The sequence below is a fragment of the Domibacillus epiphyticus genome (assembly GCF_001975785.1).
GTDB lineage: Bacteria > Bacillota > Bacilli > Bacillales > Domibacillaceae > Domibacillus > Domibacillus epiphyticus.
Genome location: NZ_MSFI01000022.1, coordinates 1 through 13778, shown reverse-complemented (window position 1 = coordinate 13778; position 13778 = coordinate 1). Strand labels below are relative to the sequence as shown.

Genomic DNA, 13778 nt, shown 5'->3' with positions numbered 1-13778 from the left:
TTTTTTGGGGGATATCCATGTTTAAATTAATACCAACATGTACTGAATGTGATCAAGAAGTAAAAGAGAATGATGGAGTTTTCGGAAAGATGCGTTACCAAAGCGGAAAGGTATGGCTGAAATAAAGGCTCATTTGCAAAATGAAGGAAAATTCATTTGTGAGTACTGCATTCACCGTCCGAAAAACCGGACGGTGTGATGTGTGGTATTAAAACAAAAACAAAACAACTTTCTTGTTACCGACCCAGCAGCTGAACCAAGTGTTCAATCTTTTTTCTTCTTTCCGTACGTATCTGAATAGCCTGGTCAATTGTTACCGTCACAAAATGACAGGTTGAAAATGGTCTTGACTGCGCTACCAAATCCATGTCCTGGCTAATGACCGTGCCAATGGTGACAAATCCTCCGCCTGTTGTGGCATCATTGTGTAAAACAATCAGCTCCTCTTCATTCGTAAACATAACAGATCCAATTGGATAAGCAAAATCGACCACGTTTGAAAAACTGCTTCCTGCGCCAAATGGAGGGTGATGTTCGGTAAAGGATAAACGCGGACCTTTATAACGATATGCTAAACGATTCGATTCGGGTGAAACCGTCCACTCTGAACTAAGAAACGTTTTGACACCGCTGTCGCTTACTAAATAACTTGATAACCCAACGATGAGCCGCAGTTCTTGAAAATTAGAAAAGGCAGGAACGAATTCAAGCGGAACAGATTTCCCTGCCTGTTTAAATGCCCCTGGAAGAGGCTCATGAATGTTTAGCATATCACCAGTGACTAGCTTTCTCCCGTAAAAACCGCCAATACGGCTTAATTCGTAGGTTGATTTGCTTCCAAGAACCTCTGGAACATCGATGCCTCCGGATATACAAAGATAGCTTTTTACTCCTTTTGCACACGAAGTTATTTTCAAAAGGTCTCCTTCTTTCACTGTAAACGCTTGCCAAAAAGGGATCGGCCGTTCATTTAAATAGGCATCCATCGGCGCACCGGTTAAAGCAATTAATGTTTGTTGTTGAAAAAAGAACGTACCGCCAAGTAATGTCATCTCAAGCGCGGCGAATTCAATTGGATTGCCGACAAGAAGATTGCCAATCATATAGGAATATTTATCGGCTGCCCCAGATGGCGGAACGCCCAGATGGTACTGTCCGACTCTTCCCATATCCTGTACCGTTGTCCACAAACCGGCTTCTTTCACTTCGAGCATTTAGAAATCCTCCATCAGTTCACGTATGTATGTTTCGCCCTTTTCGAGATATTCAAGGGGAGAGAGCATAATGTTTTTCATTTTGTAACGATACCCTCCCTCTTCTGTCTCCACTTTAATTTGATTGTACTCCTGCTCAGTTATCGGCCGGTACTTCCATATATCTCCCGGCCGGGCCAGAAACGATGTTTCCATTAAGTCTGCCAAACGTTTTGTTGGATCCACTACTGGAACAGCTGAACGGCCAATCAACTGGTAACTTCCTGGTCCATTGACCGGATAGATTACATTAAAAGCTCCGCCAAGCCCAATTGCCCGTTCAGGCGTATCTGTACGGGGGCTATCGTATTTTGGTGATTGAATGATATTATTTTGATGATGCGAAAGCGGGAAATGCCAGGCCGTTCCCGGCAAGAAGCCAACCATTGTAATCAAATACGGTGTTTGGGAATGCCGCTCAATGAACGCTTCTTTGTCTGTAAACCCGTTTACTTTCATCACATACTCAAAATTGGATAATCCCGGTTCCGGATGTCTGTTTTGAAAACGGCGGGAATATTCCTGTGTAACCGGATCGTCGTACCATGTCGGTATTTCCACGATTCGCACAGGTAAATGCAGCCTAGCCGGATCACTTTTCGTTAAATCAATCTCTTTTAAATAAACTAGCAAATCTCTAGCTGAAATAACATCCGGATTATAGCGGACGAGATAGGATGCATTTGAGGACACAACGTCAATAATACCCGGAATGTTCCGCTTTCTTACTTCTTCTGTAATGGCAAGCGCTTTAAAGTTGCTTTCCACTCTCATGTCACGCGAAATTTCAGCGTAAATATATTCATCTCCTCCAAAGTTAAAACTCGTTTCAGGCAGGTTAAACAATTCATTCCCCCCTTTACCCTTGCTGCTTTTTCTTCATTCGTCTGCTAATTGTGGCCGGACTTACGCCCAATACTTCAGAGACTTTTGCGGCCGTTCTGTACTTTTGAATTCCTCTTTCGATTAATTGGGTTTCCAGCTCTTCCACCGCTTCTTTCAGAGGCATCAAGTCATGAACAAACAGCTGTTTTTTTCTTTTGCTCTTTTCTCCGTAAAGAGACTCCAAAACGTGCTCCCTATGCAACCATTCGTCCTCATTCAGCACAATCAGCCGTTCTATAATATTTTGAAGCTCTCTTACATTTCCTGGCCAGCCGTAGGTTTCAAGCACATCAAGTGCTTCAGGTGTGAAGCTCTTCTTAATATCATACATTTGTTTAAAATGTTCAAAAAAATGGATGGCTAATGGGAGAATGTCTTCTTTTCGATCCCTCAGCGGTGGTATTCGAAAAGGAATGACATTCAACCGGTAGTAAAGGTCTTCTCGAAAATCTCCCCGCTCCACGAGTTCCTTTAAGTCCCTATTAGTTGCTGTCACAATCCGTACGTCGACTGGAATCGTCTCAACCCCGCCAATTCTTGTTACTTCTTTTTCCTGTAGTACACGCAGGAGTTTTACCTGCATATTAAATGGGAGTTCTCCGATTTCATCCAGAAACAGCGTCCCTCTGTGAGCTACTTCAAATAATCCCGCTTTTCCCTTTTGACTGGCGCCTGTAAAAGCGCCTTTTTCATATCCAAATAATTCACTTTCGATCAGCTGTTCCGGTATCGCCCCGCAATTCACCCGAATCAACGGTTGATTACTGCGGGAACTTTCCATATGAATGTTATAGGCAAAGATTTCTTTCCCGACGCCTGATTCCCCTTCTAATAAGATCGTAGAATGCAGCTTGGCCACTCGTTTTAAATTGGCCAGCAGCTTATCGATTTTTTGGGAACGATAAACGAGCTGTTTTTCTTTATCGTTAACTCCCTTTTTTCCATTCTCCTGCGTCAGCATTCTGGTTGACTCTTTTTCTTCAAGAAAGGATGGCTCTTCCTGTGTTATATCTCGTGAGAGGATCACCACTTTCTCCAAATTCCCTTCATGATAAACAGGTGTAGCGACCGACCAGATTCTTCTGTCACTGTTCGATTCCTGGATTGCGGTCACTTTTTTCTTTTGTTTCACACATAGGTCAAAGACGTCAGGCTGAAAGAGATTCTTTTTGGAAAACTCACTTATATCCTTTCCGATAATATCTTCAGGTTTGTCCACTTGCCAGAACTTCTCTAAAAATGTTCCGGCCGCACGAATAATTTCCCCTGTGTTATCAATGACAATAATCTGTTCCTGGGAAGAAGCATAAACAGCCTGTAAATCCGAGTACAAGTTACGAACAAAGTCCAGTTCCTGTACCGCTTCTACAAACGTTTCCCGCAAAAAGAAAATATGTACGAGACCGGTAATTTTCTCACCTATCTTAAGCGGGTAAAAATTACCGCTCATCTGTTTAAAGTTCAGGGAACTGTTAACGCTTACAATTGTTTCGCCATCCATTACCTTATCTAAATCTTTATCAATCGTTAATAGAGTTTTATAATTTCTAGATAATAGAAACGATTCAGGCAACCCTAGAATGCTTTCTGCCTCTTCATTAATGAATTCAATTTCGAACTGTGTATTCGTCCGAATCATCCCTACTCCTGCACCGTTCAACAGCTCATTTAAGCGGGTAAATTTTAATTCGTTTAATTTTTTGTGAGCATGCTCAATGGTACTATACCCTGTAATATTTTTTTCATCATCCTCCCCAATAATGAGTGAAACATTATGAAAAAATTCTACAGGAGAGGTCTGTGGGACTTTTAAAATATCATTTTTATATGGGATCTCCAGCTTAAAATCATGTGTTTCGATTAAACGATCCGTTAATAATTTGATTGTCGTATACCCAACCAATAATCCGCCATCCATTACCAGCGCCGTACTTTCTCCCTTATCGGTCAATTTTCGCATAGTGTCCCCGATGGTTTGATGGATATCGACAGCAGCTGATACGGACTCGAGAATATCTTTCCAGATGATCAAACTACCACTCCTATCCTATAAACATGTCCCATTTATTCCATTATAAAAGAGCATCTTGTTTTATTTAAACTTTTTTCACATTTTTTCAAACTTATCATTGGGAAAAAAGCCCCCATTAGAGGGAGCTTTAACGGAACTGTCATACTTATCCAAATAAGGAATGCTGAACGTTTATATTATTAAGTATTCATTTAATGCTTGCTGAAGCGTGCCCAGTGTTTTTGTCTTAGGATCGAATGTTATTCCGAGTTTTATCATTTTCTTCACTACTTCTGCTCTAAATCCTGTAATGACCGTGTTACATCCCATCAAGGAAGCAGCATCGATAATTTTCATTAAATGGTCAATGACCTCGGCTTCCATATCCGCGATTCCTGATAAATCCATGATCAAGGTTTGGATGCGGGATATCCCAATCTCATTCAGAACCTTTTCCTCAAGGATAGAAGTACGAAAAACATCAACAGAACCAATCAAAGGTAAAATACAAACAGAGGTATTGATCGGAATGATAGGAACGGACAGATTTTCAACTAACTTTCTATGTGCCATAATCAGGGAATCTTTATATGTAGAATAACTAATAAAAAAGGTATTTAAAAATGCATCGACCCGCGTATTAATTTCCTTTTCCAGCTTAAAAAAGTTCAGGGGTATCTGTTCATTTACTAATGCGTTATACTGTTCTAAGAAATTCCACAGCGTCCTGCGGATGGCTTGTACCCACTCCAATTTGAATGATAGGTCAATGGAATGGCTCGCCCACGCTATTCCTTCTTGTTTTGCAAACAATTGTAGTTCTTTTTCTTTCCCGTCAATTATATAAACAACCAGCTTATGGGCATTATTGACAAGGTCGATATTACCAATGGCTAGAATCTCATCAATTTTATCTTTTACATTGACAGCCTCTGATAATAACTTCTTTTCAAATTCCCGACTATTTTCCCCAAAAAACTCCTTTAGTTTAACAGAATGTTGAGATGTGTCTTCCAATTCAAACTCCCCCTTGTTTATGTACGTGCTGCTATCTTTTATTAAAACATAAAAAGTAGTAAATTTAAATTTGTATTTTTACATATTTTGCAATATAGGGGGTATTTTTGTACGGATCCTCATTTAACTAATGAGTTTTAGAAGAATCAAAAATAATGAAAAGGAAAAAGCATGTTTTGATTTCATTTTTCAAAACATGCTTTTTCATTTATCGGAATTCGATTTTAAATAATATTTTTAATAGCTGCTACCTCTACACCAGCCGTTTTTAAGGCTTCTACAATTGCTCTTGCAAGGTCGGGGGCTCCAGGCGTATCGCCATGAATGCAAACCGTCTCTGCTGTAACGGAAACGTCCTGTCCGTTATTTGTAAGCACTTTCCCCTCTTTAACCATCCGGACTACACGCTGAGCCATCGTTTCATAATCTTGAATTTGAGACCCTTTTCTCGTCATCACAATAGACCCATTTGCCGTATGCTCCCGATCAGAATAAGTTTCCTTCGCAACAGGGATTCCCATTTTTATTGCTTCTTCCAGCACTGCCGATTGGTTTAAAGCATAGACAACCATTTCCGGATCAATATCATGAACGGTCTCTAGTATGGCACGCGCAAGTTCTTTATCCTCCATTGCTCTCATAAACAAAGCACCGTGCGGCTTGCAGTGCTGAATTTCACCACCTGCTACTCGGACAAATTCACGTAACGCACCGACTTGATACGTCAGGTAATCCTTGACTTCCGATGTTGTACAAGCCAATTGGCGGCGCCCAAATCCCAGCAAATCCGGGAATCCCGGGTGAGCTCCAATGGCGACGTCATATTTTCTTGCTAACTCAACTGTTTTCCTCATTACATGCGGATCCCCGCCGTGATACCCGCAGGCAATATTTGCAGACGTGATATATGGCATCATTTCTTCATCGTTGCCTAATTCATAAAGGCCAAAACTCTCACCCATATCACAGTTCAAATCTACTTTATACATCAAAACCCCACCTTTCTTAACTCTGTACTTTTTGTTCTGCTAATAACTGTGTTGTATAATCTCCTGCGGTAAAAAGATCATTTTTCATGATTCGTTCAAGAAGAGGCAGATTAGTTGTCAGGCCTTCTACTTCTATATGTTCGAGTGTTCGCTCCATCGTTTCAATCGCCGTTTGCCGATTAACTCCATGCACAATGATTTTTCCGATCATCGGGTCATAAAAAGGGGAGACCACACTTCCCTCTGCAACAGCAAAATCTAGCCTGATATTCTGTTCAGGCAATGCAAGCCGGCTGATCGTTCCCGGTGAAGGAAAATAAGTATTTGGATCCTCTGCATAGAGTCTGCATTCTATTGCATGACCTGTCATTTGAATTTCCTCTTGAGAGGCAGGAAGTTTTTCGCCAGCGGCGATTTTCAACTGCCACTCTACTAAGTCTATACCGGTAATTTCCTCCGTGACAGGATGTTCAACTTGAAGACGTGTGTTCATTTCAAGGAAATAAAAGTTTTGATTTTCATCAAAAATAAATTCCATTGTCCCAACATTTGTATAGCCGATTTCCTTTACTCCGCGTACCGCTGTCTCCAATAGTTCTTTTCTCAAGTTTTCATCAAGAAATGGAGAAGGGCTTTCCTCCACCACCTTTTGGTTTCTGCGCTGGACGGAACACTCCCGTTCGAATAAGTGCACCACATTCCCATAAACATCTGCCGCTATTTGTACTTCGATATGACGTGGTTTAGATATCCATTTTTCAAGAAAGACCGCTCCGTCATTAAAAAAAGAAACCGCTTTCTTAATTGTTTCATCAAATGCTTTTATTAATTCTTCCCGATTTTCAACGAGCTTCATACCGATTCCTCCGCCGCCAGCACTTGCTTTCAGCATGAGCGGATAGCCGAGTTCTTCCGCCACTGTAAGGGCTTCTTCAATTGAGCCAAGGCTCGTATCAGAGCCTGGCACAACTGGAACACCCGCTTTTTGCATTTGAATACGTGATTCCAGTTTGCTTCCCATCAGTTTCATCTTTGCTGCTTCCGGACCGATAAAAACAATGTTTTCTTCCTGGCAGCGAATGACAAATTCCGGATTCTCGGATAAAAATCCATACCCCGGATGGATCGCTTCCGCCTTCGTTTCTTTTGCCGTTTGAATAATCTTTTCTATGTTTAAATAACTTTTTTTCGCCTGTGCTGGACCGATGCATACAGCTTCTGTCGCTTCATTTACAAAAGGGGCTTGCGCATCTGCCTCAGAATAAACCGCTACAGTATGAATCCCCAATTCATGGCAAGTGCGGATAATTCGTCTTGCAATTTCCCCTCTGTTTGCAATTAAAACCTTCTTGAAATACGTCATCTTTTTCCTCCATCCCAAACTAGTTATTTCTCAATCAAAATGGCAATCTCTTGGCCAGAATCGAGCAGCCCTTCCTCTTCCACAAGAAAGCGTTCAATCACTCCATCTGCTTCCGCCTTGATTTCATAGAAATTTTTCATTACTTCGACTAGTCCAATCACATCGTCCGCTTTGACCTGATCGCCTTCTTTTACAAATACATCTTTATCTGGAGCCGGTCTGCGGTAAAACACACCCGGGATTGGTGATACGATAGATTTAGCCATTCATTTGTCCCTCCAAGTTTCCTTCTATATGCTTTTTCATTTGAAGAATCTTCTGTTTATGTTCCTTTCTTGCCTGAAGCGCTTCTTCGATGGCAACGGGAATGAAGCGGACCTTTTCATTCGTTTTTATTTGAGCCATCTTGTTTAAATCTGTGCTGATAATTGTACATACCGTCGCATATCCACCGCCCGTAACCGCATCGTTTAATAAGGCGATCGGTTCTATGCCATCCGGCACCTGAATGGATCCAATCGGGTATCCCAAATCAACAACGTTAGATGGATTGCTTCCGGCCCCAAACGGCTGCTCGCGCTCCACAAAGTTCAGCCGCTCACCCTTAAAACGATATCCAACCCGGTTCGCTTCCGGCGTAACGGTCCAATCGATCGAGAAAAACCGCTCCTTGCTTTCTTCCGTCAGCCGGTAGCTGCACAACCCGATGACTACACGGATTTCGTGCCGTTTAGAAAATACAGGAATGAGCTCTTCTAGAATGCGTGTGCCCGATTTCACCACGTGATGGTGATCGGTGCCAACTTGAAGCACATCCCCCGCTTGAAGGGCACGCCCTTCAAGGCCGCCAATCCCGCAAAGTGTATATGTAGACCGGGAATCCATAATTTGTGGAACATCAATCCCCCCTGCAACAGCAAGATATACCCGTGCCCCTCCCTTCACAAAATCAAAGGACAATTCGTCCCCCGCTTTGATGGACAATGTTTCCCACATAGAGACCGGTTCCCCATTTATTTTTGGAGGAATTTCACCACCTGTAATGGCAATGACTGCATCCTGCTGAAATTCAAGCACCGGACCGAGATAGGTGACTTCAAGCACTGCCGCGTTTTCATCATTTCCAACTAGTAGATTGCTAGCCGTGTAAGAGTACTTATCCATTGCTCCTGAAGGGGGCATCCCTACTTCATAAAAGCCGATCCTTCCATAGTCTTGAACGGTTGTTTGAAGACCCGGATTTTTTACTTTTATCATGAATACAACCTCCTTAACACATCATCAGAAAACGCCTTAGGATTTTCGAGAACATCTTGCGCTTTAAACGTAATATCTTTCGTTACATAACGGAACGTACCCTCTTCTACCTGCTGACGGATTGAGTCATACTCTTCTCTCGTAATGCTTCTATATCTGAAGATGTCCCCCTGCCTCGGAAACGTCATGTCTTCTTTGAAATCAACCAGCTTTGAATCTTTTTCGAAAATAGGCGCCGCCGCAATGCCAAACAATTGATAGCCCCCGGCACCCTGTACAGGATAAATAACGGCAAATGCACCGCCAAAACCAAACGCTCTTTCAGGAGTGAAAGTTCTCGGGCGTACATACTTCGGTGCTTCAATCTGCTTTTCACGAGGAACCATTTGATAACACCATGGCAGACCCGGCACAAAACCGATCATCGATACAAGATAAGGATAGTCCGTAATCCCTTTAATTAAGGCATCTGTCGATTCAAATCCATTTATGCGCGCTACATATTCAAGATCGGTTGACTCCGGATCCTGGTGACGGTCCCTAAACCGAATAAGTGCTTCATGAGTCCACGGATCTTCGAATAAAATCGGAACATCCACGAGCCTAGAAGTTATTTCAAAATCATCCATTGAAACCGATTTCTCTAATTCTTTCAGTTTTGAAATAAGGGCATCCGGATGAATGCTATCCGGGTTAAACCGAACCATATAGGATGCATTTGATGGACAAATGTCGAGTATGTCCGCTGCATTTTCCTCTCGAAGCTTCTTTGTAATTGCCATCGCCTGAAAGTTGACTTCCAAACTCATTTCTTCTGCCAATTCAACAAAAATAAACTCATCACCGCCATATTCGTAACGGGGCATCAACATTCACCTCACTCATTTATATAGAACATTTCATCCTTCTTTTCCTTAATTGCAATATTCGTGCCAAGATTAATATCTGTAATTTATTCGACTTTTCCAACTATTGAAAGCGCATTACAATTTTTAATTTCAAAATTGAAACTAGTTATTTCAATGTTGAAATTTAGGTTCGTGTAATAATTGAGAACAAATATAGCCTCAGCCTTCCTCACCATCTGTAGAAAAGCAATTGGTAATGAACTGTCTTTGCACGTATAATTATTGATTTTCTTCAAATAGTAAGAAAGTGAAAATTGAATGTTATGGAGGATGACGCATGTATTTTTACAAAGAAGATCTCATCAATTTGATTGTGCCGGATGGTCCGGATCCGGCAGCGGCAAAAGTTCTTCAAGAAATACTTGGGGGCCGTTTTGGTGAAATGAGAACGATGATGCAATACTTTTTTCAAAGTTCCAATTTCCGTGGGAAAGAAAAGCAATACCGGGATTTATTAAGAGGCGTTTTTGTTGAAGAAATCAGTCATGTTGAACTCGTTCAAACAACCATCAATCAACTGTTGAATGGATCCGGGGAGCCTGGTGTCGGAAATGAAGCACCAGATGGCGCACCGCTGAATGAAGCGGTTTTGCATGATAATGTGAATCCGCATCATTTTATCATTGGCGCTCAATCTTCTTTGCCCGTTGATGCAGCCGGAAATCCATGGTTGGGGAGCTACGTGTACAGCCACGGCAATCTAATCGGTGATCTTCTTGACAACTTGGTGCTGGAATCGACAGGAGTTCTTCAAAAGAGCAGAATTTACGAGATGAGTACAAATAAAGCATTTAGAGAAACGCTCGCTTTCCTCATTGTGCGTGATAATGCCCATCAAAACGCTTTTGCGAAAGCGCTGGAAACATTAGGAGTCGATTGGGCAAAACTTTTCCCTGTCCCTAATTATGATATCAACAAATACCCTGAATGCAGAAAGTATGGGGAAATGGGCTTTCACAACGCTCAATTTAATTTCAGGCTTGACTCGACACGCATCGCCGAAATCTTTCAAGGTGAATCGCCAAGCAGAAACGGCGGCACATTACAGGTAGTTGACCCTCCAGAAGGGTTCCCGGTGCCCGAGCTTCCTGAAATGCCGAATGAACATAGCCCAGGCCTTAAAGATATGGACCTCTAATCAACATTACAGAAATTACAGTCGGTATATTGAGTGAATCACTCCTTTCTACTTAAAAAGGGAGTGATTCTAATAAAAAAACACTCAAACCATTTGCAGGCTTTTATTCAGTCCTGTGTTGAATGTCGATTCATTCATTTTCAAGAGGATTAATTGGCGCTGCGTTTTATTTAGGATAGTTTAACGGGTCCAAAAACAAGCGTGGAGATCAATCTGTTCTTTACAACAATATGAAACATACGAACAATTCCTGCGAATATGTAATTGAAAATGTTTCTGTGTTAAGTGGAATTATTCAAGATATTGAAACAGATATAAATTATGAAAATGGCTGATTTTCAGAGAGCTCGACAAGTGTTTAGAACTATCTATAGAAACAGAAGCAGAAGCAGAAGACGGCAATTAATCCATTGAAGGAAAATTTACATCAAATGAGGTTTATTCATGATTAGGTTAACGAATTAAATAAAGTAATTGGCTTGCTTTCTGAACGTTCACAAGAAATCAACTAGTGTAGAAGAAGTATACTATACAACTCGGCAAAAGATATTTCCACGTGTTCACAGACGAATGCTTTCTGGATATAGCAGCCTTCTAGACAGGAACAGCTTGCGTCTATGGCAGAAATCAATTCGTCCGCATATGCCATTGCCTCAATGGCAGAGGAGTTCAAATTCAATTTTAAATCTGAGATTCCGTTTCATCAGAGAACTGGATTTTTTAAAGAATAATAAAAAAGGATGCAGCAAGAGTCTGCATTCCTTTTCTGTTAATCGTTTATATGATGATTACCTCCATAGGTTTCATTGGATACTATTTAATATTTACATAATATTATTATGGTTATTTAGTATTTAAGAATCTGTTTCGTATATTGCGTAAAATCCCCCAGATGCTTATCAACAATTTGCTTTAAAATGTCTAGGTTGATTGTTTGATAATCATGGACTGCAATGTTTCGAAAACCAACCATCGCTTTTAGCCGTCCGGCTGTTTCCTCATCAATAATAGATTTAGAATGCAGCATATCAAATGCTTCTCTGCTCGTTTGAGGAAGTCCGAGCCGCTCTACAGCCACTATATGCATAGCAAGGTCAATTGCCGCTTCACATGCTCTCTGGATATTTAAAACGATCGAATCCTGCTTTGTAAAATTCTCCAAGTTGACTGGATCGTTTTCATACACTTCCTGAATTCTTTTTAAACATCGTTCAATGACACTGACTTTATTTAGGATGACATCATTTTTCATAAATAGACCCGCTTTCATCTACATTGTTTAAAATTGGCATTCGATCTTCATTTAGCTTTGCGTACATGCTCAGAGCGGTCATTTGCATGTTCATTCTTAAAGTTTCATCCTCGCAAAAAATGACTTTTCCCGTTGAGAAAATTTGCGCCTGGAAAACGGTGGATGCCGTTCGAAGATTGACAAGATCCACCTCTATTTTAAGTAAGTCAGCCAGTTCCTGCGCCAACATAAATAGCTCATATGATGTCGGGGAATGACCCTTGCAGTAAAATGCAATATCAATATCGCTTTCTTTATGTGTTGTTCCTTTTGCATAAGAACCAAAAACGATAATAAACGACGGATTTATGTGTTTGATTAAAAAGTTTTGGATGGTTTGAACTAATTCTGAATGCAAGAAAATCACCCCCAAAGAATAATATACATTATACCCAACTTTTCCCCTAACGTCCGCAAAGATCGCCTTCCACGTTACATATTCGCTGCAAATGAAAAGAATAAGAAGAAAGCTAAAACAAAGATCACGACTACTTTTGAAAATTTTAAAAGCTTCTTATTTACAAATAGTTTATTTAATAAATAAAAGAATCCTAAAACCCAAACGCCGTTTTGAAAAAAAGTGAACAAAATATTATTTATTACATTCAAATCAAAATAAAAACTCAATATCACTCTCCCCTTTCATTTTATTTTACGAAAAAGGATTAATATGTTGATTAGAAAGAACGTTGTTAAATCTTCCATCACTTTATCAATAGACAAATCATATACATCAAGAAAATCACAATTCTAAAAGGTGGGGTTTTATGATTTTTTTACATAAAGCGATTTCCATCATCATCGGCAGTATTTTATTAGCGATTGGTGTGAACTTTTTTCTCGTACCTTCTGAATTATTAGACGGCGGCACGATTGGAATTGGACTCATTTCTCACTATTTGACAGGGGCACAAGTCGGTTTAGTTGTTATTTTAATTAGTACGCCTATTTTTATCTTCGCATGGATTTATAACCGCCCTTTTTTTTATAACAGTCTTCACGGCATGATTTTTTCATCTTTTATGATCGATTTATTTTATCCATTGCATTCGATTGGAGAGCTGTTTCATGCCCCTTTTTTATACGCTGTTGCTGGGGGGATCACTGTCGGTTGCGGGATCGGGATCATGCTTTTGTGTAATACGAGTGTCGGGGGGACAGACCTGCTTGCACTCATGCTCGCTAGGCGTACAAATGTAAACCCCGGCTATATTATTTTTGGCATTGATTTTTTCATTGTTTTCACAGGGAGCATGATTATTCCTAATGGAAATGTTTTGTTGTCATGTATCACGGTTATATTTGTTGGGATAGCAACAAGCTTAATTTCAGCAAAGGGACTTACCTATGCAATCGTATAAAAAGTAAAATTATGCTTAATGATGCTAAGGTTGTAAAATTCCATACTTAAACAAACAAAAAAAGAACAGCTTCCGCTGTTCTTCTCGTATGCCTGGCGGCGTCCTGCTCTCACAGGGGGAAACCCCCAACTACCATCGGCGCTGAAGAGCTTAACTGCCGTGTTCGGGATGGGAACGGGTGTGACCTCTTCGCTAATGCCACCAGACTGTATGAAATTGAAAGGAATTGTTCCTTCAAAACTAGATAATCCTCGTAAAAGTAACCGGCAAACCACGCCATGTCGTTCCGTTTGGAAAACCGTTAG

At 40.8% G+C, this 13778-nt stretch carries 13 protein-coding genes and 1 rRNA gene; 2 read left to right on the top strand and 12 right to left on the bottom strand.

The annotated features are described in order from the left end of the window. Positions 1–236: 236 nt before the first annotated feature. From BTO28_RS13145 to BTO28_RS13105, 9 genes are all read right to left on the bottom strand, one after another. Positions 237–1214 (bottom strand): 5-oxoprolinase subunit C family protein, encoded by a 978-nt coding sequence (locus tag BTO28_RS13145; RefSeq protein ID WP_076767001.1) that lies wholly within the window; start codon positions 1212–1214, stop codon positions 237–239. Continuing rightward, on the bottom strand, positions 1215–2099 hold the full coding sequence (locus tag BTO28_RS13140) for a 5-oxoprolinase subunit B family protein (RefSeq protein ID WP_076766999.1): 885 nt from the start codon (positions 2097–2099) through the stop codon (positions 1215–1217). Between the two features lie 13 nt (positions 2100–2112). Further along, positions 2113–4170, bottom strand: a complete 2058-nt coding sequence (locus BTO28_RS13135; protein ID WP_076766998.1) for a sigma 54-interacting transcriptional regulator — start codon at positions 4168–4170, stop codon at positions 2113–2115. A 171-nt stretch (positions 4171–4341) separates the two neighbouring features. Continuing rightward, positions 4342–5166 (bottom strand): STAS domain-containing protein, encoded by an 825-nt coding sequence (locus tag BTO28_RS13130; RefSeq protein WP_076766996.1) that lies wholly within the window; start codon positions 5164–5166, stop codon positions 4342–4344. A 224-nt stretch (positions 5167–5390) separates the two neighbouring features. Then, a complete protein-coding gene (locus tag BTO28_RS13125) occupies positions 5391–6155 on the bottom strand; it encodes a LamB/YcsF family protein (protein ID WP_076766994.1) in 765 nt (254 codons plus the stop codon). 16 nt (positions 6156–6171) lie between these two features. Further along, positions 6172–7518, bottom strand: coding sequence for an acetyl-CoA carboxylase biotin carboxylase subunit (locus tag BTO28_RS13120; RefSeq protein ID WP_076766992.1), 1347 nt, complete (start codon positions 7516–7518; stop codon positions 6172–6174). A 23-nt stretch (positions 7519–7541) separates the two neighbouring features. Continuing rightward, positions 7542–7784 (bottom strand): acetyl-CoA carboxylase, encoded by a 243-nt coding sequence (locus BTO28_RS13115; protein WP_076766989.1) that lies wholly within the window; start codon positions 7782–7784, stop codon positions 7542–7544. Next, on the bottom strand, positions 7777–8775 hold the full coding sequence (locus BTO28_RS13110) for a 5-oxoprolinase subunit C family protein (RefSeq protein WP_076766988.1): 999 nt from the start codon (positions 8773–8775) through the stop codon (positions 7777–7779). The genes BTO28_RS13115 and BTO28_RS13110 overlap by 8 nt, the downstream gene beginning before the upstream one ends. Next, positions 8772–9641 (bottom strand): 5-oxoprolinase subunit B family protein, encoded by an 870-nt coding sequence (locus BTO28_RS13105; RefSeq protein ID WP_083711588.1) that lies wholly within the window; start codon positions 9639–9641, stop codon positions 8772–8774. The genes BTO28_RS13110 and BTO28_RS13105 overlap by 4 nt, the downstream gene beginning before the upstream one ends. A gap of 319 nt (positions 9642–9960) precedes the next feature. Between BTO28_RS13105 and BTO28_RS13100 the strand changes: the two genes are divergently transcribed. Next, positions 9961–10821 carry a manganese catalase family protein gene (locus BTO28_RS13100; protein ID WP_076766984.1) on the top strand — a complete coding sequence of 287 codons (861 nt, stop codon included), beginning with the start codon at positions 9961–9963 and terminating at the stop codon, positions 10819–10821. An 847-nt stretch (positions 10822–11668) separates the two neighbouring features. Here the strand turns inward: BTO28_RS13100 and hepT are convergent. Together hepT and mntA are read right to left on the bottom strand one after the other, a co-directional pair. Next, positions 11669–12073 (bottom strand): type VII toxin-antitoxin system HepT family RNase toxin, encoded by a 405-nt coding sequence (gene hepT, locus BTO28_RS13095; RefSeq protein WP_076766982.1) that lies wholly within the window; start codon positions 12071–12073, stop codon positions 11669–11671. After that, the gene (mntA, locus tag BTO28_RS13090) at positions 12063–12470 is read right to left on the bottom strand and encodes a type VII toxin-antitoxin system MntA family adenylyltransferase antitoxin (protein WP_083711587.1); all 408 of its coding nucleotides are present in this window, start codon (positions 12468–12470) and stop codon (positions 12063–12065) included. Before mntA ends, hepT begins: the two co-directional genes overlap by 11 nt. Positions 12471–12879: 409 nt before the next feature. Here mntA and BTO28_RS13080 point away from each other — a divergent pair, with 409 nt between their 5' ends. Further along, positions 12880–13473: a YitT family protein gene (locus BTO28_RS13080; RefSeq protein ID WP_076766978.1), complete on the top strand. Its 594-nt coding sequence runs from the start codon at positions 12880–12882 to the stop codon at positions 13471–13473. Between the two features lie 90 nt (positions 13474–13563). Here BTO28_RS13080 and rrf read toward each other — a convergent pair. Continuing rightward, positions 13564–13679: ribosomal RNA gene (gene rrf, locus BTO28_RS13075) — 5S ribosomal RNA — on the bottom strand. Positions 13680–13778: the final 99 nt, after the last annotated feature.

Bases quoted from the DNA above. Each gene is read 5' to 3' on its own strand.
- BTO28_RS13145 (WP_076767001.1), bottom strand. From the start codon at position 1,214: ATGCTCGAAGTGAAAGAAGCCGGTTTGTGGACAACGGTACAGGATATG.
- BTO28_RS13125 (WP_076766994.1), bottom strand. From the start codon at position 6,155: ATGTATAAAGTAGATTTGAACTGTGATATGGGTGAGAGTTTTGGCCTT.
- BTO28_RS13120 (WP_076766992.1), bottom strand. From the start codon at position 7,518: ATGACGTATTTCAAGAAGGTTTTAATTGCAAACAGAGGGGAAATTGCA.
- BTO28_RS13115 (WP_076766989.1), bottom strand. From the start codon at position 7,784: ATGGCTAAATCTATCGTATCACCAATCCCGGGTGTGTTTTACCGCAGA.
- BTO28_RS13110 (WP_076766988.1), bottom strand. From the start codon at position 8,775: ATGATAAAAGTAAAAAATCCGGGTCTTCAAACAACCGTTCAAGACTAT.
- BTO28_RS13105 (WP_083711588.1), bottom strand. From the start codon at position 9,641: ATGCCCCGTTACGAATATGGCGGTGATGAGTTTATTTTTGTTGAATTG.
- BTO28_RS13100 (WP_076766984.1), top strand. From the start codon at position 9,961: ATGTATTTTTACAAAGAAGATCTCATCAATTTGATTGTGCCGGATGGT.
- hepT (WP_076766982.1), bottom strand. From the start codon at position 12,073: ATGAAAAATGATGTCATCCTAAATAAAGTCAGTGTCATTGAACGATGT.
- BTO28_RS13080 (WP_076766978.1), top strand. From the start codon at position 12,880: ATGATTTTTTTACATAAAGCGATTTCCATCATCATCGGCAGTATTTTA.